Origin of the sequence: Streptomyces thermocarboxydus, from assembly GCF_024760485.1 — a bacterium.
GTDB classification, from domain to species: domain Bacteria; phylum Actinomycetota; class Actinomycetes; order Streptomycetales; family Streptomycetaceae; genus Streptomyces; species Streptomyces cellulosae.
Window position 1 is genome coordinate 3,097,482 of the sequence record NZ_CP058273.1, and the last position, 23,136, is coordinate 3,120,617.

The window sequence follows — 23,136 nt, forward strand, 5'->3', positions numbered from 1 at the left end:
GCCGCGTTCACACCGCCCATTCCGGATCCCGTCGTTCGAGGAACGCCGTCATGCCCTCGCGCGCGGGCGCGGAGGCGAAGAGGCGTGCCGAGAGCGCGGTCAGGGCGTCCGCGTCCCGGTCGAAGGTCTCCAGAACCTTAGCCGTGAGCAGCCGTTTCGTCTCGGCGAGGGCCTCGGGGGCGGACCGGCGCAGACCGTCGAGGACCGGCTCCAACGTCGAGTCCACGTCCTCGCCGGCCGCCGTGAGCAGGCCGATGCGGGCGGCCTCGTCGGCGTCGAAGCGCTCCCCCGTGAGGTAGTAGCGGGTCAGGGCGCGCGGGTCGGTGCGGGGCAGCAGCGGCAGGGAGATCACCGCCGGGGCGACTCCGATCCGCACCTCCGTGAAGGCGAACGTCGCCGTGCGGGAGGCGACGCCGATGTCGCAGGCGGCGAGCAGCCCGAGCCCGCCGGCGCGGACGTGCCCGGTGACGCGCGCGACGACGGGTTTGGGCAGCTCGACGATCTGCCGGAGCAGGCCGACCAGCGAGGCGGGCGCGGGCGGGTCCTTCAGGTCGGCGCCCGCGCTGAACGTGTTGCCGGTGTGGGTGAGGACCACCGCGCGGACGCCGGGGTCCTTCCCGGCGTCGGTGAGCGCGGCGGCGAGGTCGCCGACGAGTGCGGCGGACAGGGCGTTGCGGCGCTCCGGGGCGTCGAGGGACAGCGTCGCGACGCCCCGGGTGCGACTGCGGCCGATCAGGGTCACGAGGGCTCCTTGTGCGCCGCGCGGAGTTCGCGGCGCAGGATCTTTCCGGAGGCGGCGCGGGGCACGCCGTCGATGAAGGTGACGTGCCGGACCCGCTTGTACGGGGCGACGCGTTCGGCGATGTGCATCATGACCTCGCCCTCGGTGAGGTCCGGGGCGGAGGGGTGGCGGACGACGAAGGCGTGCGGGACCTCGTTGCCGTCCTCGTTGTAGACGCCGATGACGGCCGCGTCGGCGACGCCGGGGTGGGTGAGCAGCAGCGCCTCCAGCTCGGCGGGCGCGACCTGGAACCCCTTGTACTTGATCAGCTCCTTCACCCGGTCCACGACGAACAGCCACCCGTCGTCGTCCACATGGCCGACGTCCCCCGTGTGGAGCCACCCGTCCTCGTCGATCATCGCGGCGGTGGCGTCGGGGCGTCCGAGGTAGCCCTTCATCACCTGCGGGCCGCGGATCAGGATCTCCCCGGACTCGCCGGGCCCGAGGTCCTTGCCGGGATCGTCGAGGGACACGATCCGCATCTCGGTGCCGGCGATGAGCTTGCCGACGGTGCCGGGCGGCGCCTGGTCCATGAGGTCCAGCGGGACGACGTGGGTGCCGGGCGACAGCTCCGTCATGCCGTACGCCTGCCCGACCGGCGGCAGCCCGAGCCGCTGCGCGCAGGCGGCGGCGAGCTGGGCGTCCAGGGGCGCGGCGGCGCTGATGACGTGCTTCAGGGACGACAGGTCGTACTCGGCGACCAGCGGGTGCTTGGCGAGGGCCAGCACGATCGGCGGGGCGACGTACAGGGCGGTGATGCGGTGGTTCTGGATGGCGGCGAGGAACGTCTCCAGCTCGAAGCGCGGCAGCACCACCACGGTGGCGCCGTGCCGCAGCGGGGCGTTCATCAGCGCGGTGAGGCCGTAGATGTGGAAGAACGGCAGCACGGCGAGGACGCGGTCGCCGGGTCCGGCCGTGATCGACGGCTGGAGCTGGGCGAGGTTGGTGGCGATCTGCCGGTGGGTGAGCATCACGCCCTTGGGTATGCCGGTGGTGCCGGAGGAGTACGGCAGCGCGGCGACGTCCTCGACCGGGTCGATGTCGACGGCCGGCTCGGGGCCTGTACAGCCCAGCATGTCGATCAGCGAGCGGTGTCCGGGCGCGCTGTCGCAGACGAAGATCTCCTCGACGCCGCCCGCGAGTTCGGCGGCCCGGCGGGCGCTGTCCAGCAGGGGCGACACGGTGACGATCCACCTCGCCGCGCTGTCCTTCAGCTGCTTGGCGAACTCCTCGGGCGTGGCGAGCGGGTGCACGGTGGTGACGGAGGCGCCCGCGCGGGTCGCCGCGTAGAAGGCGGTGGGGAAGGCGATCGTGTTGGGGCTGTGCAGGGCGAGCACGTCCCCCTTGCGGACGCCCGCCTCGGCGAGTCCCGCGGCGACCCGCCGGTGGAAACGGTCGAGCTGTTCGTAGGTGAGGGTGGTGCCGTCGGTGCCGTCGATCAGGGCCGGGGTGCTCCCGAACTCGGCGGCCCGGGCCAGCACCGCGTCGTGGATGGGGAGTTCGACCGGCGTGACGTCTGCGTACGCGCTGCGGAACATGGTTCCTCCAAGACGGCCGGGAGGCCTGCCGGTCGCCTAGTACGACTTGGGCAGGCCCAGGGTCTGGTGGGAGACGTAGTTGAGAATCATCTCCCGGCTGACCGGCGCGATACGAGACACGCGCGCGGCCGTTATCAGCTGGGCGAGCCCGAACTCACGGGTGAGGCCGTTGCCTCCGAGGGTGTGCACGGCCTGGTCGACGGCCTTCACACAGGCCTCGGCCGCCGCGTACTTGGCCATGTTGGCGGCCTCCCCCGCGCCGATGTCGTCCCCCGCGTCGTAGAGGTGGGCGGCCTTCTGCATCATCAGGCGGGCCAGTTCGAGGTCGATGTGCGCCTGCGCGAGGGGGTGCGCGATCGCCTGGTGGGAGCCGATGGGCGCCTTCCATACGGTGCGGTCGCGGGCGTACTCGACGGCGCGGGCCAGCGCGAAGCGGCCCATGCCGATCGCGAACGCGGCCGTCATGATGCGCTCGGGGTTGAGGCCGGCGAACAGCTGGAGCAGGCCCGCGTCCTCGTCGCCGACGAGCGCGTCGGCGGGCAGCCGTACGTCGTCGAGGGTGAGCTCGAACTGCTTCTCCGCCGCGTTGAGTTCCATGTCGATCTTGCGGCGCTCGAAGCCCGGGGTGTCGCGCGGGACGATGAACAGGCAGGGCTTCAGACGGCCCGTGCGGGCATCCTCGGTGCGGCCGACGATGAGGGTGGCCTCGGCGATGTCCACACCGGAGACGAACACCTTGCGGCCGGTGAGGAGCCAGTCGCCGGTGGAGGGGTCGCGGCGGGCGGTCGTCGTGATGCGGTGGGAGTTGGAGCCGGCGTCGGGTTCGGTGATGCCGAAGGCCATGGTGCGGGTGCCGTCGGCGAGGGCGGGGAGCCACTCGCGCTTCTGGTCCTCGGTGCCGAAGCGGGCTATCACCGTGCCGCAGATGGCGGGGGAGACCACCATGAGGAGGAGAGGGCAGCCGGCTGCGCCGAGTTCCTCGAGGACGATGGAGAGTTCGGAGATGCCGCCGCCTCCGCCTCCGTACTCCTCCGGGAGGTTGACGCCGAGGTAGCCGAGTTTGGCGGCCTCCGCCCAGAGCTCTGTGGCGGGCCTGCCCTCCTCGACGGTGCGGGTGAAGTAGGCGCGGCCGTATTTGTGGCCCAGGGCGGACACGGCTGCGCGGAGGGCTTTGTGTTCTTCTGACTCGATCACCGGCATGTGGGCTCCTTGGGAGGAGGGGCTGTGAGTCGTGGGGTGGCGGTGCGGGTTGGGTGTGGCTGGTCGCGCAGTTCCCCGCGCCCCTATGGGGGTGGTTCTGGTCGTGCGGTGCCTGCGGGTTCGTCGTGGCTGGGCGCGCAGTTCCCCGCGCCCCTAGGGGGCGCTTTCCTCCACCACCGCCAGCAAGGTGCCGAGTTCCACCTGCTGGCCCTCCGTGGCGTGGAGGGTGGTCAGGGTTCCTGTGGTGGGGGCCGTGACTTTGTGTTGCATCTTCATCGCCTCCAGCCAGAGCAGGGGTTGGCCCGCCTCCACCGTCGCGCCCTCCGTGACGCCCTCCGCGATGCGGACCACCGTGCCCGGCATCGGGGCGAGGAGGGAGCCCGGGGCGTGGTCCGCCTCGGGGGCGGGGAAGCGGGGGAGGGCGGTGAGGGCCGTGGGCCCCGCGTAGACGTGATCGCCGTAGCGGGCGACCTCATAGCGGCGGCGTACTCCGTCGGTCTCCAGGATGACCAGGGACGCGTCCGCGTGGACGACCGTCACGCCGTCGGCCGTGAGGCCGGTGCGGGTGTGGTGGTAGCGGACCTCGTGCTCCTCGCCGTTCATCGCGTACCGCTTGATCTGCGGCTGCGACGGCACGTTGCGCCAGCCGCCGAAGCGGGAGCGGCCGTGCGCGTCGGCGAGGGCGGCGGCGAGCGGGGCGTACGGGTCGGCGGCGGGCTCGGTGAGGGCGGGCAGGTGGCGGTCGTAGAAGCCGGTGTCCATGCGGCCCTGGGTGAACTCCTCGTGGCGCAGGGAGCGGACGAGGAGGTCGCGGTTGGTGACGGGGCCGTGGATCACCGCGCGTTCCAGGGCGGCCGCGAGTTTGCGGACCGCCTCCGCGCGGGTGGGGGCGTGGGCGACGACCTTGGCGAGCATCGGGTCGTAGTGGACGCCGATGTCGTCGCCGTCGGTGTAGCCGGTGTCGAGGCGTACCGCGCCGGGGACGGCGAGGCGGTGGAGGCGGCCGGTCTGCGGGGCCCAGTCGTGGGCGGGGTCCTCGGCGTAGAGGCGGGCCTCGACGGCATGGCCGCGCGGGGCGGGCGGCTCCGGGTCCAGGGCGTGGCCCTCGGCGACCCGGATCTGCTCGGCGACCAGATCGACGCCGAACACCTCCTCGGTGACGGGGTGTTCGACCTGGAGCCGGGTGTTCATCTCCAGGAAGTGCGCCCGGTCGCCGGCGACCAGGAACTCCACGGTGCCGGCGCCGGTGTAGCCGACGGCGCGGGCGGCGCGTACGGCGAGGGTGTGGAGTTCCTGGGTGAGCGCGTCGGTGAGGCCGGGCGCCGGGGCCTCCTCGATCACCTTCTGGTGGCGGCGCTGCAGGGAGCAGTCGCGGGTGCCGAGCGCCCACACGGTGCCGTGGGTGTCGGCGAGGACCTGCACCTCGACATGGCGGCCGTTCTCCAGGTACGGCTCGACGAACACCTCCCCGTCGCCGAAGGCGCTCGCGGCCTCGGCGCGGGCGGCGGCGAGTTCGGCGTCCATGTCGGCGAGGCGGCGTACGACGCGCATGCCGCGTCCGCCGCCGCCCGCCGCGGCCTTCACCAGCACCGGAAGGTCGGCCTCGGTGACGTCCGTGAGCGGCTGGACGCCCATGAGCTGCTTGGCGCGCGTCTTGGACGCCATCGCCTCGATCGCCTCCGGCGGCGGCCCGATCCACACCAGTCCCGCGTCCTGGACGGCGCGTGCGAAGCCGGCGTTCTCGGAGAGGAAGCCGTAGCCGGGGTGCACGGCGTCCGCGCCGGCCGCGAGGGCGGCCTTCACGATCAGGTCGCCGCGCAGATACGTGTCGGCGGCCGCCGAGCCGGGGAGCCGTACGGCGGTGTCGGCGGCGCGCGCGTGGAGGGCGCCGGCATCGGCGTCGGAGTGCACGGCGACGGTCGCGATGCCGAGGTCGCGGCAGGTGCGGGCGATACGGCAGGCGATCTCACCGCGGTTCGCCACGAGGACGGAAGTAATCACGGGTTGCCTCACATCCGGAAGACGCCGAAGCCGCCGCGCGCGCCCTCGTAGGGCGCGGTGTGGACGGCGGACAGGCACAGGCCGAGGACGGTGCGGGTGTCGCGCGGGTCGATGACGCCGTCGTCGTACAGCCGCCCCGACAGGAACATCGGCAGGGACTCGGACTCGATCTGCTGCTCCACCATGGCGCGCAGCGCCGCGTCCGCCTCGTCGTCGTACGGCCGTCCCTTCGCCGCCGCGGACTGGCGGGCGACGATGGACAGCACGCCGGCGAGCTGCTGCGGGCCCATGACGGCGGACTTGGCGCTGGGCCAGGCGAACAGGAAGCGGGGGTCGTAGGCGCGGCCGCACATACCGTAGTGGCCGGCGCCGTAGGAGGCGCCCATGAGGACGGACAGGTGCGGGACGCGGGAGTTGGAGACCGCGTTGATCATCATCGCGCCGTGCTTGATGATGCCGCCCTGTTCGTACTCCTTGCCGACCATGTAGCCGGTGGTGTTGTGCAGGAACAGCAGCGGGATGTCGCGCTGGTTGGCCAGCTGGATGAACTGCGCCGCCTTCTGCGACTCCTCGCTGAAGAGGACGCCCTGCGCGTTGGCGAGGATGCCGACCGGATAGCCGTGCAGGGACGCCCAGCCGGTGACGAGGCTGGCGCCGTACAGCGGCTTGAACTCGTCGAAGTCGGAGGCGTCGACGATCCTCGCGATCACCTCGCGCGGGTCGAAGGGGATCTTCAGGTCGCCGGGGACGATGCCCAGCAGTTCCTCCGGGTCGTACTTGGGCGGCTCGGCGGGGCCCGGATCGGGGTACGCCTTGCGGTGGTTGAGGCGGGCGACGACCCGGCGGGCCTGGCGCAGCGCGTCCGGCTCGTCCACGGCGAAGTGGTCGGCGAGGCCGGAGACGCGGGCGTGCATGTCGGCGCCGCCCAGGGACTCGTCGTCGCTCTCCTCGCCGGTCGCCATCTTCACCAGCGGCGGGCCGCCGAGGAACACCTTGGCCCGCTCCTTCACCATGATCGTGTGGTCGGACATGCCGGGCACGTACGCGCCGCCCGCCGTGGAGTTGCCGAAGACGACCGCGATCGTGGGGATGCCGGCCGCCGACAGCCGGGTCAGGTCGCGGAAGATCGCGCCGCCCGGGATGAAGATCTCCTTCTGCGAGGGCAGGTCGGCGCCGCCGGACTCGACGAGGCTGATGACGGGGAGCCGGTTGGCGAGCGCGATGTCGTTGGCGCGCAGGGCCTTCCTCAGCGACCAGGGGTTGCTGGCGCCGCCGCGCACGGTCGGGTCGTTGGCCGTGATCATGCACTCGACGCCCTCGACGACCCCGATGCCGGTGACCATGGACGCGCCGACGGTCCAGTCGCTGCCCCAGCCGGCCAGCGGGGACAGCTCCAGGAACGGGGTGTCCGGGTCGAGCAGCAGCTCGATCCGCTCACGGGCCAGCAGCTTCCCGCGTTTCCGGTGCCGCTCGACGTACTTCTCGCCGCCGCCCGCGAGGGCCTTGGCGTGCTCGGCGTCGAGCTCCGCCAGCTTGGCGAGCATCGCCTCCCGGTTCTCGCGGTGGTCCGGGTCGGACGGGTTCAGGGCGGACGCGAGGACCGTCACAGGAGCACCTCCGGGATGTCGGCGTACCGGGAGCGCAGCCACTCCCCCAGCGCCTTGGCCTGCGGATCGAAACGGGCCTGCGCGGCGACGCCCTCGCCGAGGATCCCCTCGACGACGAAGTTCAGGGCGCGCAGGTTCGGCAGCGGGTGCCGGGTGACGGGAAGGTCGCGGGCCTCGGGGATCAGCTCCCGGAACCGCTCGACGGTCAGCTCGTGCGCGAGCCACCGCCAGGCGTCGTCCGTCCGCGCCCACACGCCGACGTTGGCGTTCCCGCCCTTGTCGCCGCTGCGGGCCCCGACGACCCGGCCGAGGGGCGCGCGGGTGGTCCGCCCCGGCGGCAGCGGCTGGGGAAGCTGCGGCTCCGGTACGTCGTCGAGTGCGGCGGTGTCCTGGGGCGGGTCCACGGTGATCCGACGCCCGTCGTGGAGGACGGCCACATGGTCGACGTCCCCATGGGGCACGTACACATCCTCGAAGACCCCGTACGGGGAGCCCTTCCCCGGTGGCGCCACCACATGAAAGCCGGGGTAACTGGCCAGCGCCAGCTCGATGGCGGCCCCGCTGAGCACCCGCCCGACCTTCTGCTGGTCCGGGTCCCGTACGACGAGCCGCAGCAGCGCGCTGGCGGTCTCCTCGGTGTCGGCGTCGGGCTTGTCGGTACGGGCGAGGTCCCACCGCACGTCCGCGGGCGGGGACACGGCGAGGGCGTCGCCCATCTGCTCGCGGACCAGCGCGGCCTTGGCCTCGATGTCGAGTCCGGTGAGCACGAAGACGACCTCGTTGCGGAACCCCCCGAGCCGGTTGCGGCCCACCTTGAGCGTGGGCGGCGGGGCCTCCCCCCGCACCCCCTCGATCCGCACCCGGTCGGGGCCGTCCTGGGTGAGCGTGACGGTGTCCAGGCGCGCGGTGACGTCCGGCCCGGCGTACCGGGCGCCGCCCGTCTCGTACAACAGCTGCGCGGTGACCGTGCCGACGTCGACGAAGCCGCCGGTGCCGGGGTGCTTGGTGACCACGCAGGAGCCGTCGGGGTGGATCTCCGCGAGCGGGAAACCGGGCCGCCGCAGGTCACGGGGGTCATGCTCGGCGAAGAACGCGTAGTTGCCGCCGGTCGCCTGCGCCCCGCACTCCAGGACGTGCCCGGCGACGACCGCACCGGCCAGCCGGTCGTGGTCCGTCGGCTTCCAGCCGAAGTGCGCGGCGGCGGGCCCGGTGACCAGGGCGGCGTCGGTGACCCGCCCGGTGACGACCACGTCGGCGCCGGCCCGCAGGCACTCCGCGATGCCGAAGCCGCCGAGGTACGCGTGCGCGGCGAGGCTGCCGGGGTGGCGGGCGGTGAGGTCGTCGCCCTCGACGTGGGCGACGCGCAGGGGGATGCCGAGGCGGCCCGCCACCTCCCGTACGGCTTGGGCGAGTCCGGCCGGATTGAGCCCGCCTGCGTTGGTGACGATCCGGACGCCCTTCTCGTGGGCGAGGCCCAGGGTGTCCTCCACCTGGCGCAGGAAGGTGCGGGCGTATCCGGCGGAGGGGTCCTTCAGCCGGTCGCGGGCCAGGATGAGCATGGTCAGTTCGGCGAGGTAGTCGCCGGTGAGGACGTCGAGGTCGCCGCCGGTCAGCATCTCGCGCAGGGCGTCGGAGCGGTCGCCGTAGAAGCCGGAGAAGTTGCCGACGCGCAAGGGCTGTGACTTCACCGCGCGCCGTCCCCCTCAGCGTCCTTCTTCGGCTCGCGCCCGCCGCCGGGAGGCCCGGCGAAGGCCTGCGCGACGTCCAGCCAGCGGTCGGCGTCGGGGCCGTCGGCGGTGAGTGCGAGGTCGGCGCGGTGGGCGCGCTGGGTGACCAGGAGGCAGAAGTCGAGGGCGGGGCCGGTGACGCGCTGCGGGGCGTCCTCGGGCCCGTACGCCCAGACGTCACCGCCGTCCGGCGCGGTCAGCTCGACGCGGAAGGGGTCGGCGGGCGGGGTGAGGCCGTGCACGCCGTAGGCGAAGTCGCGGGTGCGGACGCCGAGCCAGGCGATGTGCCGGAGGCGGGCGGTGGGCGCGCGGGTCACGCCGAGCGTGTCGGCGACGTCCTGGGCGTGCGCCCAGGTCTCCATCAGACGCGCGGTGGCCACGGAGGCGGCGGACATCGGCGGCCCGAACCAGGGGAACCGCGCCCCGTCCGGCGCCTCCCGCAGCGCCTTCTCCAGCGCCGCCCGCCCCTCCCGCCAGCGGGTGAGCAGCGCGGCGGGCTCGGCGCGGGCGTACTCCTCCGCGCCGTCGTCGACGTACGTGTACGGGGCGGCGAGGGCCTGCTCGACGAGCGCGCGGAAGCCGTCGGGGTCGGTGACGGCGGTCAGGGCGTAGTGGTCGGTCCAGGCGAGGTGCCCGATCTGGTGGGCGACGGTCCATCCGGCGGCAGGCGTGGGCAACGCCCACCGCTCCGGCTCCAGCCGGGCCACCAGCCGGTCGAGCTCCTCACTCTCCTCACGCAGATCGTCGATCACAGGCGTCGGATCGGACACGAGGTCGCTCCCCTCGGGACACGGACACGGCGGTGTGCGGCGTGGTTGGGGGGAGCATGGCAGGGGGTCAGGAAACAAGCAAGCGTGCTTGCATGCATTTTTTCCCAGCGCAACTGAGGCCGGATTATTAGAGGTCGCGCGGATAGGTGGGAGTTCTGTCCGACGGCGCTGGCTCGGCCGGGCGTGACGGGGGACAGGAGCTGGGTGTGGTGCGGGGGTGGCTGGTAGGTCTGCGGCGGAGTGACGTCAAAGGATCGCTTGCCGTCGGCTCCGGTAGCATCTGCGGCATGTCTGGTGCTTCGTGCGCGGCGTGTGCCGCGGTGACGAGGACGCTCCGCTAGCGGCGGGGCGTTCGTCTCACTTCTGTTGAACGTTCTGCTGCTTCGTGGTTGAACCGGAGCGGCACGTTCGTGCTGCTCGGAACTTCTTCTGGGCAACGGAGCACTCGGTGGTTTCAGGCATTTTCTCTTCGCGCGGGGACGGACCGTCTCCGGTGCGTGCGTGGCTGGTGCTGTGCTGCATGGCCATGCTGCAGTTCTTCATCGCGGTGGACGTGACCGTGGTCAACGTCGCCCTGCCCTCGATCGGCGCCGATTTCGGGGTCGACGGGCATGCCCTGGTCTGGGTCGTGGTCGGGTATACGATCACCGGCGGCGGGCTGTTGATGCTCGGCGGACGGCTGGGCGACGTGCTCGGCAGGCGTCGCATCCTCCTGCTCGGCACCACGCTCTTCGGTGCCGCGTCCTTGCTGGCCGGGCTCGCGCCGTCCTTCGCCGTGCTGGTGACGGCCCGGCTGCTGCAGGGTGCCGGGGAGGCGATCGCGCTTCCGGCGGCGATGGCGGTGGTCGTGCTCATGTTCCCCGAGGGGCCGCCCCGGTCGCGGGCGCTTGGCGTGTGGGCGGCCGTCGCGAGCTGTGGTCTCGTCCTCGGGTTCGTGCTCTCAGGGATCATCACCGAGCTGCTCGGCTGGCGGTGGATCTTCCTGGTGTCGGTGCCGTTCATCCTGGCCGTGCTCGCGGCTGCGGCCCTTCTCGTGCCGGGCGAACGGCCCGCCGAGCCCGCACCGCTGGACCTTCCCGGTTCGCTCCTGCTGGTCGCGGCTCCGCTGTTATTCACCCTCGGTGTCGTCGAGGCGGGACAGGCGGACAGCCCGTTGCCCTGGTTGCCGCCGGTGGCGCTGGCCGGCGCGGTGGCAGCCGGAGCCCTGTTCGTCAGGGTCGAGCGCCGTTCACGCAACCCGCTCGTGCCGCTGCGGTTCTTCCGCAACCGGCCGCGCGTCCTGGCCAACCTCGCCACCGCTCTGCTGAGCGCGGCCCTGTCCACCTCGTTCCTGCTGTTCACCTACTACCTGCAGGACCGGCTGGGCGCCGGCCCGCTCCAGGCCGGCCTGACGATGCTGCCCCTGGCGGTGTCCCTGATCACGGCCTCGGTGCTGGTGCCCCGGCTGCTCGGACGGTGGGGCGCCCGGGCCTGTGTCCTGGCCGGGATCGGCTTCACCATGCTGGCGATGGCCGCCATCGCCCTGGTTTCCTCCCTCGGGGCCACCGGCTGGGCGATGATTCCGGCCATGGTGCTCATCGCGGCCGGGATGGGGTTCGGGATCGTCGGACTGCAGTACGTCGCGGTGACCGGCGTGACTGAGGACGACGCCGGCATCGCCTCCGGCGTCCAGCGAGCCGCCGACCAACTGGGCGGTTCCACCGGTGTCACACTCTACGTCGGCATCGGGTTCGCTCCCGCCCTGGACGGCACCGACCCGTTCCTCACCAGCAGCCTCCTGGCCGTCGCCGGGCTCGCCGCGGCCGGGTGCGTCGCCTGGCGGATCTCCCTGCCCGCCACGGTGCCGGAGGAAACGCTCGGGTGATCTTGGGCAAGGCTGCGCCCGTCCGGCGGCCCGGCCGGGCGCAGCCCTGGAAACAACAGGTCCACGATCACCACCGGCCAAGCAGAAGGTCATGTGCCCGTCCTGCCTTCCTCCATCACCGCCCCTCTGTGGGAGCAGTTCCACGCGCTGATCCCGCGCCGCCAGGTCGCTCATCCGCTGGGCTGTCATCGGCCCCGCGTCCCGGACAGGGTCGTGTTCGACAAGCTCCTGGCCCGGCTCGTGCTGGGCGGCACCTACCAGCAGCACGCCGACCACCAGGTCTCCGCGACCACGCTGCGGTCCCGGCGGGACGAGTGGATCGCCGCAGGAGTCTTCGAAGCCCTGCACCAGGCCGCGCTGGAGGCCTATGACCAGGCCATCGGCCTGGACCTGGACAACCTCGCCGTGGACGGGTGCATTGTGAAAGCCCCCGGCGGCGGGGAGAACACCGGCCCCTCGCCTGTGGACCGCGGAAAATCGGGGACCAAACGATCGCTGCTGGTCGAAGGCGGCGGGCTCCCGATCGGGTGCGCGCTCGCCGGCGCCAACCGGCACGACTCGCCGCTGTTACGCCCCACTTTGGAGACCCTTGGGCGCTTCGGCTTCCATCTGCCCGACCGGATCACGGTGCACCTGGACTCGGGCTACGACTCGCGCGTGAGCCGCAACCTGCTGACCGAGCTGGGCTGCGGATGGCGGATCACCCCAAAGGGAGCGTTCCTGCCGATCAACCACACCCGCCGGTGGGTTGTCGAACGGACGAACTCCTGGCACACACGGGGCTTCAAGTCACTGGCGATCGTCACGGACCGGCGTGCGGTGGTGCAGGCCGCGTGGGTGGCGCTCGCCGGCGCGGTCATCGTGATCCGGCGCCTGATTCGCAAAGCATGGACGGCCTACCGATGGGACACACGGACCGCCCGACGCCCGTGACCTATCCGCGCGAACTCTTAGGTGAACTAATCTCCCGTTGTGGCAGAACTCCACGAGCCGCGCTTCTTCGAAGACAGGAGGGCAGGGCAGATGAATCTGGGCTCCATGGACGATCTGACGGCCGACATCACCCGCGAGAAGCGTGAGCGGATCGACGCCATCAAGGCGGAGATGATCGACGCGGAGCGAGGGCACGAGCTGGCCTCACTCAGGAAGGCACAGGGCCTTACCCAGACCCAGGTGGCCAAGGCGATGGGGGTCACCCAGGGTCGGGTCAGTCAGATCGAGCGGGGCGCGGCTCGCCTCGACACTTCGACGATGGCGGCGTACCTGCACGCCATCGGCGGCGAGCTGACGATAACGGCCACGGTCGGCAACCTCTCGGTAGGCCTCTAGGGCACGCCGTTTCACCGACCGGCCTTCTTCACCTTCCCCCGCCCCACCTGCGTCCGCACCGCCCCCATGCTCGCTCCGATGACCAGCGCGATGGCGGCGGCCTCCGTCGCGGCGAGGGCCTGGTCGAGGACGAGGAAGCCGGCGGTGGCCGCGAGGGCCGGTTCCAGGCTCATCAGGATCGCGAACGTGGACGCGGGCAGGCGTCGCAGCGCCAGGAGTTCGAGGGTGTACGGCAGGACGGACGACAGCACCGCGACCGCCGCGCCCAGCGCGAACGTCGTCGGGTCCAGCAGCTTCGTACCGGACTCCAGCACCCCCAGCGGCAGGAACAGCACCGCCGCCACCGCCATGGCGAGCGCGAGCCCGTCGGCCTGCGGGAAGCGGCGTCCGGTCCGCGCGCTGAAGACGATGTACGCCGCCCACATGGCGCCTGCGGCCAGGGCGAACGCGACGCCCAGCGGGTCGAGGCCGCTGAAACCTCCACCGCCGAGGAGGAACACGCCGGCGAGCGCCAGCGCGGCCCACACGAGGTTGACCGCGCGCCGGGAGGCCAGCACGGAGAGGGTGAGCGGGCCCAGCACCTCCAGGGTGACCGCCGGGCCGAGCGGGATGCGGGCGACGGACTGGTAGAAGAGGCCGTTCATCGCGGCCATGGCGACGCCGAAGACGATCACGGTGCCCCAGTCGGTCCGCGAGTGACCGCGCAGCCGCGGCCGGCACACCACCATCAGCACCACCGCCGCGACCAGCAGCCGCAGGGTCACCACCCCGAGCGCCCCGGCGCGCGGCATCAGCGTCACCGCGAGCGCCCCGCCGAACTGCACGGAGATGCCGCCCGCCAGCACCAGCCCGACCGGCCCGAGGGAGCCGCGGCGACCGCCCGGGGCGCCGGCCTGCGCGGGGGCGGGACCGTGGGCCTGCCCGGAAGCGGTGGACGAGGTGGCGGCGCTGGGGGTGGTCACGGTGCCTTCCAGGGACGTAGGAGACGCGAGCGGTGCGAGGTGATGCGCGACTGCATCGAGTGTGCACCTCGATGTACTCACGGGTCCAGCGTATTGAACTACGTCAGCACCGTGAAGCGTTTATATGCCTGACGATGCGACCCGCCTCCCGTCCGGGTCAACTCCGTCCACGGTGCGGACGTCCTACCCGGTACGGTTCCCCGTGGTGACACCCCGTCCGCTCCCCCCCTTTCGACTGAGGTTCCGTGCGACGACTCCTGGTCCGTGTCTGGCGGCTCCTGCGCCCGCTGCAAAGCCGCATCGTGTGGCTGCTGCACGCCAAGTTCGTGGTCGGCGTGACGGGCGTGGTGCGCGACGACGAGGGACGGGTGCTGCTGCTGAAGCACCGGATGTGGCCGCCCGGCCGCCAGTGGGGCCTGCCGAGCGGCTTCGCGCGCAAGGGCGAGGACTTCCGGGCGACCGTGGTGCGCGAGGTCAAGGAGGAGACCGGCCTCGACGTGGAGGTCGGCCGCCTGGTCATGCTGAACAGCGGCCTGCGCACCCGCATGGAGGTGGCCTTCGAGGCCCGTCTGCTGGGCGGCGAGATGCGCCTGAACCCCCTCGAGATCCTGGAGGCCCGCTGGTGCGAGCCGGACGCCCTGCCCGAGGGCGTCCAGCCGGTGTGCCACCCGTTGGTGAGGGGCGAGACGTCACCCTGAGACCCGCCGGCGCTCAGCGGGGGACGCCGAGGGCGTCGAGGCGCTCGTGCATGACGTTCGCCGGGAGAGACGGGTTGCGGAGGGCCGAGGTCTCGGTCGCCGGTTCGTCGCACGCCCGCAGCAGCAGGTCCGGCGGCAGGGCGGGGTGCCCGGCCGCCGCACTGCTCACGGAGCTGTCGTCGTCGGCCAGCAGGCGGGCCAGTACGTCGGCGTCGACGTCCGGATCCAACACCGCAAGGGCCCGCTTGCCCCGGTCCGGGTCGTCGGCGAAGCGCTCCGCGAGGCCGGCCTTCGGGAAGTTCCGGTGGGACAGCAGCAGGCTCTTGGTGATCACCTGGCACTTCAGGTAGGTCTCCAGCACCACCTCCCCGTCCACGGTCGGCTGTCTCTCGCACAGCAGCAGCCGTACGGCGTAGTCGTCGTCGTGCGACAGCAGCTCGACGGCGTCGGCGGGCAGGTGCTCGGCGAAGGCGGCACTGCGCCGGAGCCAGGTGTGGGACGACCGCGCGCAGTCGCGCAGCACGTCGGCGTCCTCGCAGGTGCGCACCCACTCGACGGGGTCCAGCCGGTCGGACGGGCCGACGGTGAAATCGATGGCGGCCCGCTCGGCCTCCGTGAACTCCGGGCGGACCGACACGGCCAGACGGACGCTGTGCTCAGGGTCGTCCGCGAGCTTCCGCACGACGTCGAGGGGAGCGCGGGTGTTGAGCGCCAGCGCTTGCCGGTCCGACGCGTCGACGCCGGCCGCTACCTGTTCGGCGAGCGCGGCGGTCATGGCTCCGTACCGAATCACGTACCGCCGGGAACTGCCGTCCAGCCCGCTCTCGAGAAGCACGCCGGTCCAGAAGACGTCGGCACCGCAGGCCGCGATCCTGGCCCGCTGCCGGACGTCGTCGTCCGGGTCGTGCAGCAGACGCTCACGGTCACTCCCGGACAGCAGGGACCAGGAGCCACAGGAGGCCCCCCGCATGAACGCGTCCTCGTGGTCGCAGAGCCCGGCGATCAGCCGATCGTCGAAGTTGCCGTAGAAGGCCGCGTCCCTCCGCACGATCGGCTCGGGGTCGTCGAGGAGCCGCCGCTGCACGGGGAGCGGAAGCGACGGAGCGCCCGAACGGAAAGGGTTCGGCGCGTTCGCGAGCACCTGTCGGACGCGGAAATGGGGATCGTCGACCAGCCGTCCACGCTGCTCCCCGGAGACCGCGAAACTCTCCGCGAACGTGGAACGGAGACGCCGCTCCGGATGCACGACGATCGCGTCGACCACCTCGTCCGGCAACGGGCGCGCCATGAAGGCCCCCCACGCACCGGCGGCCTCCTGATGCAGCAGCCGCAGCAACACGTCGGTCGGAGCCGAGGTGTTGAAAGCGATCGCGTTCAGCTGATTCCTACGTCGGTCGAACATCAACCCGTCCCCCACTGCCCCACCCGATCACCCCGAACCCGCCGATTCTGCCCACCCGGACACGGCGGGTCAACGCCGACGATCACGCCCGTGACCTGCGTGTGCGTACGCCGCACCCCCGCCCCGCAGGCCTAGCGCACCTCGATCCCGAAGTCCTGCACCAGTTCTTCGAGCCCACCGCGGTAGCCCTTGCCGCCGAGGACGAAGTCCCAGTCGCCGTTCGCGCGGCGGCGGAACGAGCCGAGGACCAGGGCCGTCTCCCCCGTCCGGCCGTCGGACACCTCGAGCTGGCCCAGCTCGGTCAGCCCCGGATCGAGGAGGCGAATGCGAGCGTCCGTGAAGCCCGCGAGGTCGGCGTCAGGGTTGACCTCCGGGTCGACGGCCGCGACCAGCACGAAGCGGTCGGCCTCCTCGGGCAGGCCGTCGAAGGCGACGCGGATCGCTGCCTTGTCGGGTGCGGTGGCCTCCAGGGCGCGGACGGCACCGTCGGGTGTGCCCGGATTGTTGAAGAAGACGAAGTGGTCGTCGCTGAGCACCCGGCTGCCGCGGCACACCAACGCACACACGTCCAGGGCGACGCCGCCGGTCCAGCCCATACCCAGGATGTTGTAGTCGTCCGGCAGTCGGTCCTCGTCCGGGTCCGCCGGGCGGGCCGTGTCCGTGTTCCCGTCGCCCAGCCGTCCCCGCAGTCCGTGCCGGTGGAGGAGGTCGACCAGCTCGGGGCCCGCGATGAGCTCCAGCGGCTTGCCGTTGGCGAAGGTGTGCGAGCCGGGGCCGAAACCGGACGTCGTCACGAGCACGCCCTTGTTGGCACCGGCGTCCTGCACGGTGCCGTAGAGGTCGCGCACGGCGGTGGGCGGCACCGTGTTCCGGTAGCGCTTCACCTGGACGACGATCTTGCCGCCCCGGATTGGGGTCGGGTCCAGGGCGTCGACGTCCACGCCGCCGTCGTTGGAGCGCTGGGTGGTGACCGCCTGCATGCCCATGGCGCGGAAAAGGTCGGCGACCAGGTTTTCGAAGGCCACGGGGTCCATCGCGAACAAGTCGGGGTCCTCGTCGCCGCCGTGGGCGACCACGCGGTTGCCGACGTCCTGCGGCCGCCTGCCCGGCCGTACGGGCGTGAGCTGGTCGGGGCGTGCCGAGACCTGTCCGCGCAGCGCGTCGGTGAAGCAGCTCTCGGGGTCCACCTGGGCCAGGTGCAGCTCCTGGAACGCGGCGCGCTCCGCCATGACGGTGGCGAGGACGATCTGCCCGGGCCGGCCCGTCGTCGGGTCGTGCCCGTCGACGAAGCCGTTCAGCGCCACCGACTCCAGCGCGCCCTGCTCGTCCGCGGTGAACAGCTCGTGCAGCACGAGCAGCATGCACTGGGCCAGGACCTCCTTGTACAGCGCCCGCCGCTGGCCCACGGGGCGGGGCGTCTCCTTGTCCTGGTCGACGCTCGCCATGTACCGGATGGCCTTGGTCTCCGGCACCACGTCGTACGCGGGCAGCTCCCAGTCCAGGACGAGCTGCCCTGCCGCCGGGTCGTAGGCCGCGGCCACCTGGCGCGGGAACCCTTCCGGCCAGGCCGTCGAGGAGTACAGGGCGGCCGAGAAGTACTCGATCACCGCGTCGGGCTCGCGACGGCGCACGCCCTCGACGGTCGCGGTGACTCCGGCGTTGTGCCGGCGCACCTCGGCCAGCTGGGCGTCGGCCCACTCCTGGTACTGCCGCTGGTAGGCAGCGAGTTGCTGCTGCCGCTGCGCCTCGGCGGCCTGCGCCGCGTGCCAGTCCCGCTCGAACCGCGCCCGTGCCTCCGCCTGCGCCTGGGCCCTGCGGTTCGCGGTCCAGCCGCCGCCCTGCGGCTGGTAGGCGCGGGCGTCCGGCATGGGCACCGGCTGGGCGAGCGGGCCGGGCGCGAACGGCTGCACGGTCTCCGCCCGCATCAGCGTCGTGGCCCGGAACGGCGCGGCCCGGCACCCCGACGCGAGCAGCGCCCGCAACGACGCGACCTGCGCGTCCAGTTCCTCCGTACGCCGGAGGGCCTCCGCCTTCCGGTACTCACGGTGGTCCCGCTCGACCCGCCGCTGATGGGCCCGCGCCCGCTGCTCCTCCTGCCGGAGCCGCCTGGCGTCGGCCTCCTGCTGACGCTGCTGCTGCCGTTGCATCTCGGCCCAGACGCCGACGAAGCCGGTGGAACGACGACTCATGTGCTGCGGGCCCTCCCCCAAGGTGCTCCGGTTGTCCCCACAACCAGGTGTGACGCACGACTCTAACCAGCAACAGCTGCCCCGCACATCCACTTGACACAGGTCACCGCCCACGCCCGCCGAGACGCCAGGGACTGCGAGAGCGGCCGCGCGGGTAGTGCTGGCACGGGTGCGCGGTCGGCCGGGGGAGGTAAGCGTATGGACGTCGAGCTGTGGCTGGGCCTGCTGGGCGCGGTGATCGGTGCCGGCGGGGCGTACTTCGCTTGGCGCGCCTTGGACCAGGCTGTGGTGGACGAGTCGCGGAAGGTGTTCGTCAAGCAGCGGACGGACCTCCGTCAGCGCCACGGTCCTCTCTGCGAAACCGCTGCCGGCCTCCATCTCCGCGCCCGTCCCGCACTGGAGCGCATCGGAGGCAGTTCCCTGCTGTGGGAACCGGCCATGCGCCCGCCCGCTCCCGTGCCCCTGTCCGCGGTGAGGCTGGACTGGTCAGACGCGCCGCCGCCGGTCAACTCCCGGCTGCTCGCCGCGGCACGGCGCTGTCTGCCGAAGGAGTCGAAGCGACGCCGGTACGAACGGTATTCCGCCGCCATGGAGACGCTGGCGCGCCCTGCCCTGTTCGAGAACCGGCCCTCGTTCCGGCTCATCCACGCCGACTGGTCCGGTCCTCAAGGGCCGCGTCTGGTATTCGGCACAGGGCAGTACTTCGACCTCATCGACCAGAATGAGGCGGTGGCCCACGAGTTGGCGGTCGCCACGAGCCGGACTCCCGAGGCTGTCCCGCGCTGGAAGGCGCTGCCCCTGCGCAGTCTGCTGGCGCGCGACCCGCTGTCCCTCACGGAACGCGTGGTGCTGCCGTCGATCGGCACACTCACCGTGCGCCGCACGCCCGACGGGGAAGGCACCTTCTTCCTGCTTCTGAGAGGCGCCGACCGCGTCGCCACGGGGGAGAGCATCTACGGTCCCCTGCCGGCCGGCATGGTCCAGCCCGCCTCCCTCTCGCCCCTGGCCCATAGGCGGGACCTGGACCTGTGGCGCACGGTCATGCGCGAGTACAACGAGGAACTGCTCGGAGCGCCGGAGGCACAGGGGGACTCGGGCACGGAAGTGGACTACGACCAGCCGCCCTACAGCCTGCTCGACGCCGCCGTGGCCGACGGCTCCCTCCGGATCTGGTGCCTCGGTATGGCCGTCGAGCCCCTAAATCTCGCCGCGTGCATCCTGACCGTGGCGGTGTTCGAGGCCGCCACCTTCGACACGATTTTCGCGGGTGCGGTCGAGCAGAACGAGGAAGGCACGGTGATCAGCGGCTCACGCACCCACGGGGTCATCAAGGGATTACCACTGACCGATTCCGGTGTCGCCGATCTTCCCGCGAGTCGCTTGTCATCTCCCGCCGCCGGCCTGCTCCAGCTGGCACTCCGGCACAAGAGCGTCTTCCTGGCCGCACCGGACCGCCACCAGGCGTAATCCTGTTTCTCGCCTGGCGCTCCGCTGTTAGGGTCCGCCCCGTGGCAGAGATCAGGCAGGTTCAAGTCACGTTCGACTGCGCCGAACCCGAGCGGCTGGCCCGGTTCTGGTGCGAGGTGTTGGGGTACACCGTCGTGCCGCCCGAGGGGTACGGCTCCTGGGACGACTTCAACCGGGAGCGGTTCCCCGACGGGGACGGCGCCTGGTGTTCGGCGAGCGACCCCACCGGCGCCGGCCCGCGGCTGTTCTTCCAGCGGGTGCCCGAGGGCAAGACCGTCAAGAACCGCGTCCATCTCGACGTCCGCGTCGGCACCGGGCTGACCGGTGAGGAGCGGCTGGCCGCGCTGGAGGCGGAGTGCGCCCGGCTGGTCCCCCTCGGCGCCACCCGGCAGCGGCTGCTCTACGACGGCACCGACTCGTGCATCGTCATGCAGGACATCGAGGGGAACGAGTTCTGCCTCGACTGAGGCACCCCCTCACGCCTCCGGCGTCTCCGGCGCGTCCAGCGCCTCCGCCAGGATCTCCGCGAAGTGGCGGCCCCGCACTCCCCCCAGCTGCTCCAGCTGCGTCCGGCAGGAGTAGCCGTCCGCCTGGACCACCGCGGCCTCCGGCGCCTCCCGTACGGCAGGGAGCAACTGCTCCTCCGCGCAGACGCGCGAGACGTCGTAGTGGCCCTGCTCGAAGCCGAAGTTGCCTGCCAGTCCGCAGCAGCCGCCGGCCAGTTCACCCGTCAGACCCGCCGCCTCCCGGAGTCTGCGGTCGGGGCCGTCGCCCAGGACAGCGTGCTGGTGGCAGTGGGTCTGGCCGGTGACCGGGCGGTTCACGGCGGGCGGGGTCCAGTCGGGGGCGTACCGCTCCAGCGTTTCCGCGAACGTCAGGACGCGCGAGGCGAGTCGTGCCGCCCGCGGATCGTCGTGCAGAAGCTCCGGCGCGTCCGTGCGCAACGCGGCCGCACAGCTCGGCTCAAGCACCACCAGCGGCGCGTCCGTCGCGAGGACGGGCTCCAGCAGGTCCAGCGTGCGGCGGAGCACCGTACGGGCGCGGTCCAGCTGGCCCGTGGAGATGTACGTCAGCCCGCAGCAGACCCGGCCCCTGCGGGCCGTGAGCAGGGACAGCGGGGAGCGTGACCGGGCGTCGCCCAGCCGGGCGGCCGACGGCAGCCGCAGCGTCGGCGGCAGCACCACCCGCATCCCCGCCGCCTCCAGCACCCGTACCGCCGCCCGCCCCACCGACGGCGACAGATGCTCCGTGAACGTGTCCGGCCACAGCACCACCGGCGGGCCACCGCCCGCACCAGGCCTCCGCCTCCGCCACCAGCGGGTGAAGGGCTCCGTCGCCAGACGCGGGATCTCCCTCTCCCCCGCGATCCCTCCCATCCGCTTCGCCGGCCGCGCGAGCGGGCCCACCGACGCGAGCGCGTTCACCACGCCCGCCGTCCGGGTCCGGGCCGCCCAGGACAGCCACACCGGCAGCCACCCCATCGCGTAGTGCGCGGCCGGCCGGCGGCGGCCCTCGTAGTGGTGGTGCAGGAACTCCGCCTTGTACGTGGCCATGTCGACGCCCACCGGGCAGTCGGAGCGGCACCCCTTGCAGGACAGGCACAGGTCGAGCGCGTCCCGTACCTCCGTGGAGCGCCAGCCGTCCGTCACCACCTCGCCCGCGAGCATCTCGTGCAGCAGCCGGGCGCGCCCGCGCGTGGAATGCTCCTCCTCGCCCGTCGCCCGGAACGACGGGCACATCACGGCGGACCCCGACACGGACGTCGTACGGCACTTGGCGACGCCCACGCAGCGCCGCACCGCGGCCGAGAAGTCGCCGGCGTCGGCGGGGTAGCCGAAGGCGACGTCGACCGGTTCGCGCGGGAGGGCGGTGAAGCGGAGGTCCGCGTCGAGGGGCGCGGGGCGGACCAGCATGCCGGGGTTGAGCAGGCCGTCCGGGTCCCACACGCCCTTGACCCGCTCGAAGAGGGCGACCGTCTCCTCCCCGTACATGCGCGGCAGCAGTTCCGCGCGTGCCTGCCCGTCGCCGTGCTCGCCGGAGAGGGAGCCGCCGTGGGCGACGACGAGGTCCGCCAGTTCCTCCGAGAATCGCCGGAAGCGGGCCACGCCCGGCCCGGTCAGCAGATCGAAGTCGATACGGACGTGGATGCAGCCGTCCCCGAAGTGCCCGTACGGCGTGCCGCGCAGACCGTGCTCGGCGAGCAGCGCCCGGAAGTCCCGCAGATAGTCGCCGAGCCGGGCGGGCGGCACCGCGCAGTCCTCCCAGCCGGGCCACGCCTCACTCCCGTCGGGCATACGGGTCGCCGTCCCGCTCGCGTCCTCACGGATCCGCCACAGCGTGCGCTGCCGGGCCGGGTCGGTGACGACCAGCGCGTCCACGACGTCCGCCGCCCGCACGATCGCCTCGGCCTCCGCGCGGGCCTCCGCCTCGGTGTCCCCGCCGGCCTCGACGAACAGCCACGCCCCACCGCGCGGCAGATCGGCCGCGGACGGCACCAGATCGGCCGCCATGCCCTCCACCGTCAGCGGCCCGTACGGCAGCAGCCCCGCCGCAGCCTGCGCGGCCCCGCTCTCGTCGGCGTACGCCAGCACGGCGAGCGCCCGCGCGCGGGGCGCCCGTACCAGGGTCAGCTCCGCCTCGGTGAGCACGGCGAGGGTGCCCTCCGAGCCGCAGAGGGAACGGGCGACGTCGGCGCGGTTCTCGGGGAGCAGGGCGTCGACCGCGTACCCGGAGATACGGCGCGGCAGGTCGGGGAATCCCGTGCGCAGGCGCGCCAACTCCCCCTGCACGAGCGGGCGGAGGCTCTCCGGGGCGCCCGCCCAGCCGGGTCCGGGGCGCAGCCGTTCGCCGCGCGCGGTGATCACCGACAGGGTGCGCACGTTGTCGGCGGTGGTGCCCCAGGCGACCGAGTGGGAGCCGCAGGAGTTGTTGCCGATCATGCCGCCGAGGGTGCAGCGGCCGTGCGTCGACGGGTCGGGGCCGAAGCGGAGTCCGTGCGGGGCGGCGGCCTCCTGGAGCCGGTCGAGGACCAGACCGGGCTGCACGACGGCGGTGCCCGCGTCCGGGTCGAGGGAGAGCAGACGGTTCATGTGGCGTGTGAAGTCGAGCACGATGCCGGTGCCGGTCGCCTGTCCCGCGATCGACGTTCCGCCTCCGCGCGGCACCACGGGCACCCCGCGCTCCCGGCACACGGCCAGCGTCGCCGCGACGTCGTCGGCGTCCCGGGGCGCGACCACGCCGAGCGGAATCCGGCGGTAGTTGGAGGCGTCCATCGTGGTCAGGGCCCGTGCGGTGACGCCGAGGTCCACCTCGCCGCGTACCGTCGCGCGCAGCGCCGCCGCCAGTTCCCGCTGTTCCGTCATGCCTTCAGGATGCCTCCGCGGGGTCGCGGCGCGGGCGGCGGCACACCCGCGGCGGAAGCGGGCCGGGAGGTGCGGCGTGGATCGTTCAACCAAAAACGGAAGCAGAATCTTCCCAACCCGATCACGAACTCCCATATAGTGACGGCGAGTTGCGCGCCGTTGCCGGACCTCGTTCGCAAACTGACCCCTTGCGGCATCAGGTCCGGCGTCCATCGAACGGCCCGAGGGCCGCGCAGCCA

The 23,136-nt window shown here is 72.5% G+C and carries 17 protein-coding genes; 6 read left to right on the plus strand and 11 right to left on the minus strand.

The features are described 5' to 3' along the window. Positions 1-7: 7 nt before the first annotated feature. The 7 genes from AY578_RS14160 to AY578_RS14190 all read right to left on the minus strand — a co-directional run bounded on the left by AY578_RS14160 (position 8) and on the right by AY578_RS14190 (position 9,624). Positions 8-742 carry an enoyl-CoA hydratase family protein gene (locus AY578_RS14160; RefSeq protein ID WP_258902433.1) on the minus strand — a complete coding sequence of 245 codons (735 nt, stop codon included), beginning with the start codon at positions 740-742 and terminating at the stop codon, positions 8-10. Beyond that, complete coding sequence (locus AY578_RS14165; protein WP_137209437.1) at positions 739-2,319, minus strand: 4-coumarate--CoA ligase family protein; 1,581 nt, start codon at positions 2,317-2,319, stop codon at positions 739-741. Before AY578_RS14165 ends, AY578_RS14160 begins: the two co-directional genes overlap by 4 nt. A 36-nt stretch (positions 2,320-2,355) precedes the next feature. Further along, positions 2,356-3,519 carry an acyl-CoA dehydrogenase family protein gene (locus AY578_RS14170; RefSeq protein WP_019524547.1) on the minus strand — a complete coding sequence of 388 codons (1,164 nt, stop codon included), beginning with the start codon at positions 3,517-3,519 and terminating at the stop codon, positions 2,356-2,358. Positions 3,520-3,672: 153 nt separating this feature from the next. Further along, positions 3,673-5,520: an acetyl/propionyl/methylcrotonyl-CoA carboxylase subunit alpha gene (locus tag AY578_RS14175; RefSeq protein WP_028960664.1), complete on the minus strand. Its 1,848-nt coding sequence runs from the start codon at positions 5,518-5,520 to the stop codon at positions 3,673-3,675. An 8-nt stretch (positions 5,521-5,528) separates the two neighbouring features. Continuing rightward, the gene (locus AY578_RS14180; protein ID WP_161231635.1) at positions 5,529-7,127 is read right to left on the minus strand and encodes an acyl-CoA carboxylase subunit beta; all 1,599 of its coding nucleotides are present in this window, start codon (positions 7,125-7,127) and stop codon (positions 5,529-5,531) included. Then, complete coding sequence (locus AY578_RS14185) at positions 7,124-8,815, minus strand: acyclic terpene utilization AtuA family protein (protein ID WP_161231634.1); 1,692 nt, start codon at positions 8,813-8,815, stop codon at positions 7,124-7,126. The genes AY578_RS14180 and AY578_RS14185 overlap by 4 nt, the downstream gene beginning before the upstream one ends. Continuing rightward, positions 8,812-9,624: a TIGR03084 family metal-binding protein gene (locus tag AY578_RS14190; RefSeq protein WP_258902434.1), complete on the minus strand. Its 813-nt coding sequence runs from the start codon at positions 9,622-9,624 to the stop codon at positions 8,812-8,814. The genes AY578_RS14185 and AY578_RS14190 overlap by 4 nt, the downstream gene beginning before the upstream one ends. A gap of 520 nt (positions 9,625-10,144) precedes the next feature. On the opposite strand from AY578_RS14190, the gene AY578_RS14195 reads away from it, so the two are divergent. The 3 genes from AY578_RS14195 (at position 10,145) to AY578_RS14205 (ending at position 12,817) form a co-directional block, all read left to right on the plus strand. Next, positions 10,145-11,488, plus strand: a complete 1,344-nt coding sequence (locus tag AY578_RS14195) for an MFS transporter (protein ID WP_037953931.1) — start codon at positions 10,145-10,147, stop codon at positions 11,486-11,488. Positions 11,489-11,581: 93 nt separating this feature from the next. Further along, a complete protein-coding gene (locus AY578_RS14200; protein WP_028960659.1) occupies positions 11,582-12,421 on the plus strand; it encodes an IS5 family transposase in 840 nt (279 codons plus the stop codon). A 39-nt stretch (positions 12,422-12,460) separates the two neighbouring features. Then, positions 12,461-12,817 (plus strand): type II toxin-antitoxin system RelB family anti-toxin, encoded by a 357-nt coding sequence (locus AY578_RS14205; RefSeq protein ID WP_234008112.1) that lies wholly within the window; start codon positions 12,461-12,463, stop codon positions 12,815-12,817. Between the two features lie 11 nt (positions 12,818-12,828). On the opposite strand, the gene AY578_RS14210 is transcribed toward AY578_RS14205, so the two are convergent. Next, positions 12,829-13,779, minus strand: coding sequence for an EamA family transporter (locus AY578_RS14210; protein ID WP_028960657.1), 951 nt, complete (start codon positions 13,777-13,779; stop codon positions 12,829-12,831). A gap of 245 nt (positions 13,780-14,024) precedes the next feature. Here AY578_RS14210 and AY578_RS14215 point away from each other — a divergent pair, with 245 nt between their 5' ends. Further along, positions 14,025-14,477 carry an NUDIX hydrolase gene (locus tag AY578_RS14215; protein WP_258902435.1) on the plus strand — a complete coding sequence of 151 codons (453 nt, stop codon included), beginning with the start codon at positions 14,025-14,027 and terminating at the stop codon, positions 14,475-14,477. 13 nt (positions 14,478-14,490) lie between these two features. On the opposite strand, the gene AY578_RS14220 is transcribed toward AY578_RS14215, so the two are convergent. After that, complete coding sequence (locus tag AY578_RS14220; RefSeq protein ID WP_028960655.1) at positions 14,491-15,879, minus strand: hypothetical protein; 1,389 nt, start codon at positions 15,877-15,879, stop codon at positions 14,491-14,493. Between the two features lie 131 nt (positions 15,880-16,010). After that, complete coding sequence (locus AY578_RS14225) at positions 16,011-18,068, minus strand: restriction endonuclease (RefSeq protein ID WP_028960654.1); 2,058 nt, start codon at positions 18,066-18,068, stop codon at positions 16,011-16,013. A gap of 198 nt (positions 18,069-18,266) precedes the next feature. Between AY578_RS14225 and AY578_RS14230 the strand changes: the two genes are divergently transcribed. Further along, positions 18,267-19,535 carry a hypothetical protein gene (locus AY578_RS14230; RefSeq protein WP_028960653.1) on the plus strand — a complete coding sequence of 423 codons (1,269 nt, stop codon included), beginning with the start codon at positions 18,267-18,269 and terminating at the stop codon, positions 19,533-19,535. 41 nt (positions 19,536-19,576) lie between these two features. Then, a complete protein-coding gene (locus AY578_RS14235) occupies positions 19,577-20,002 on the plus strand; it encodes a VOC family protein (RefSeq protein WP_028960652.1) in 426 nt (141 codons plus the stop codon). Between the two features lie 9 nt (positions 20,003-20,011). Here the strand turns inward: AY578_RS14235 and AY578_RS14240 are convergent, their stop codons facing one another. Next, positions 20,012-22,897 (minus strand): FAD-binding and (Fe-S)-binding domain-containing protein, encoded by a 2,886-nt coding sequence (locus AY578_RS14240; RefSeq protein ID WP_258902436.1) that lies wholly within the window; start codon positions 22,895-22,897, stop codon positions 20,012-20,014. Between the last annotated feature and the right edge of the window lie 239 nt (positions 22,898-23,136).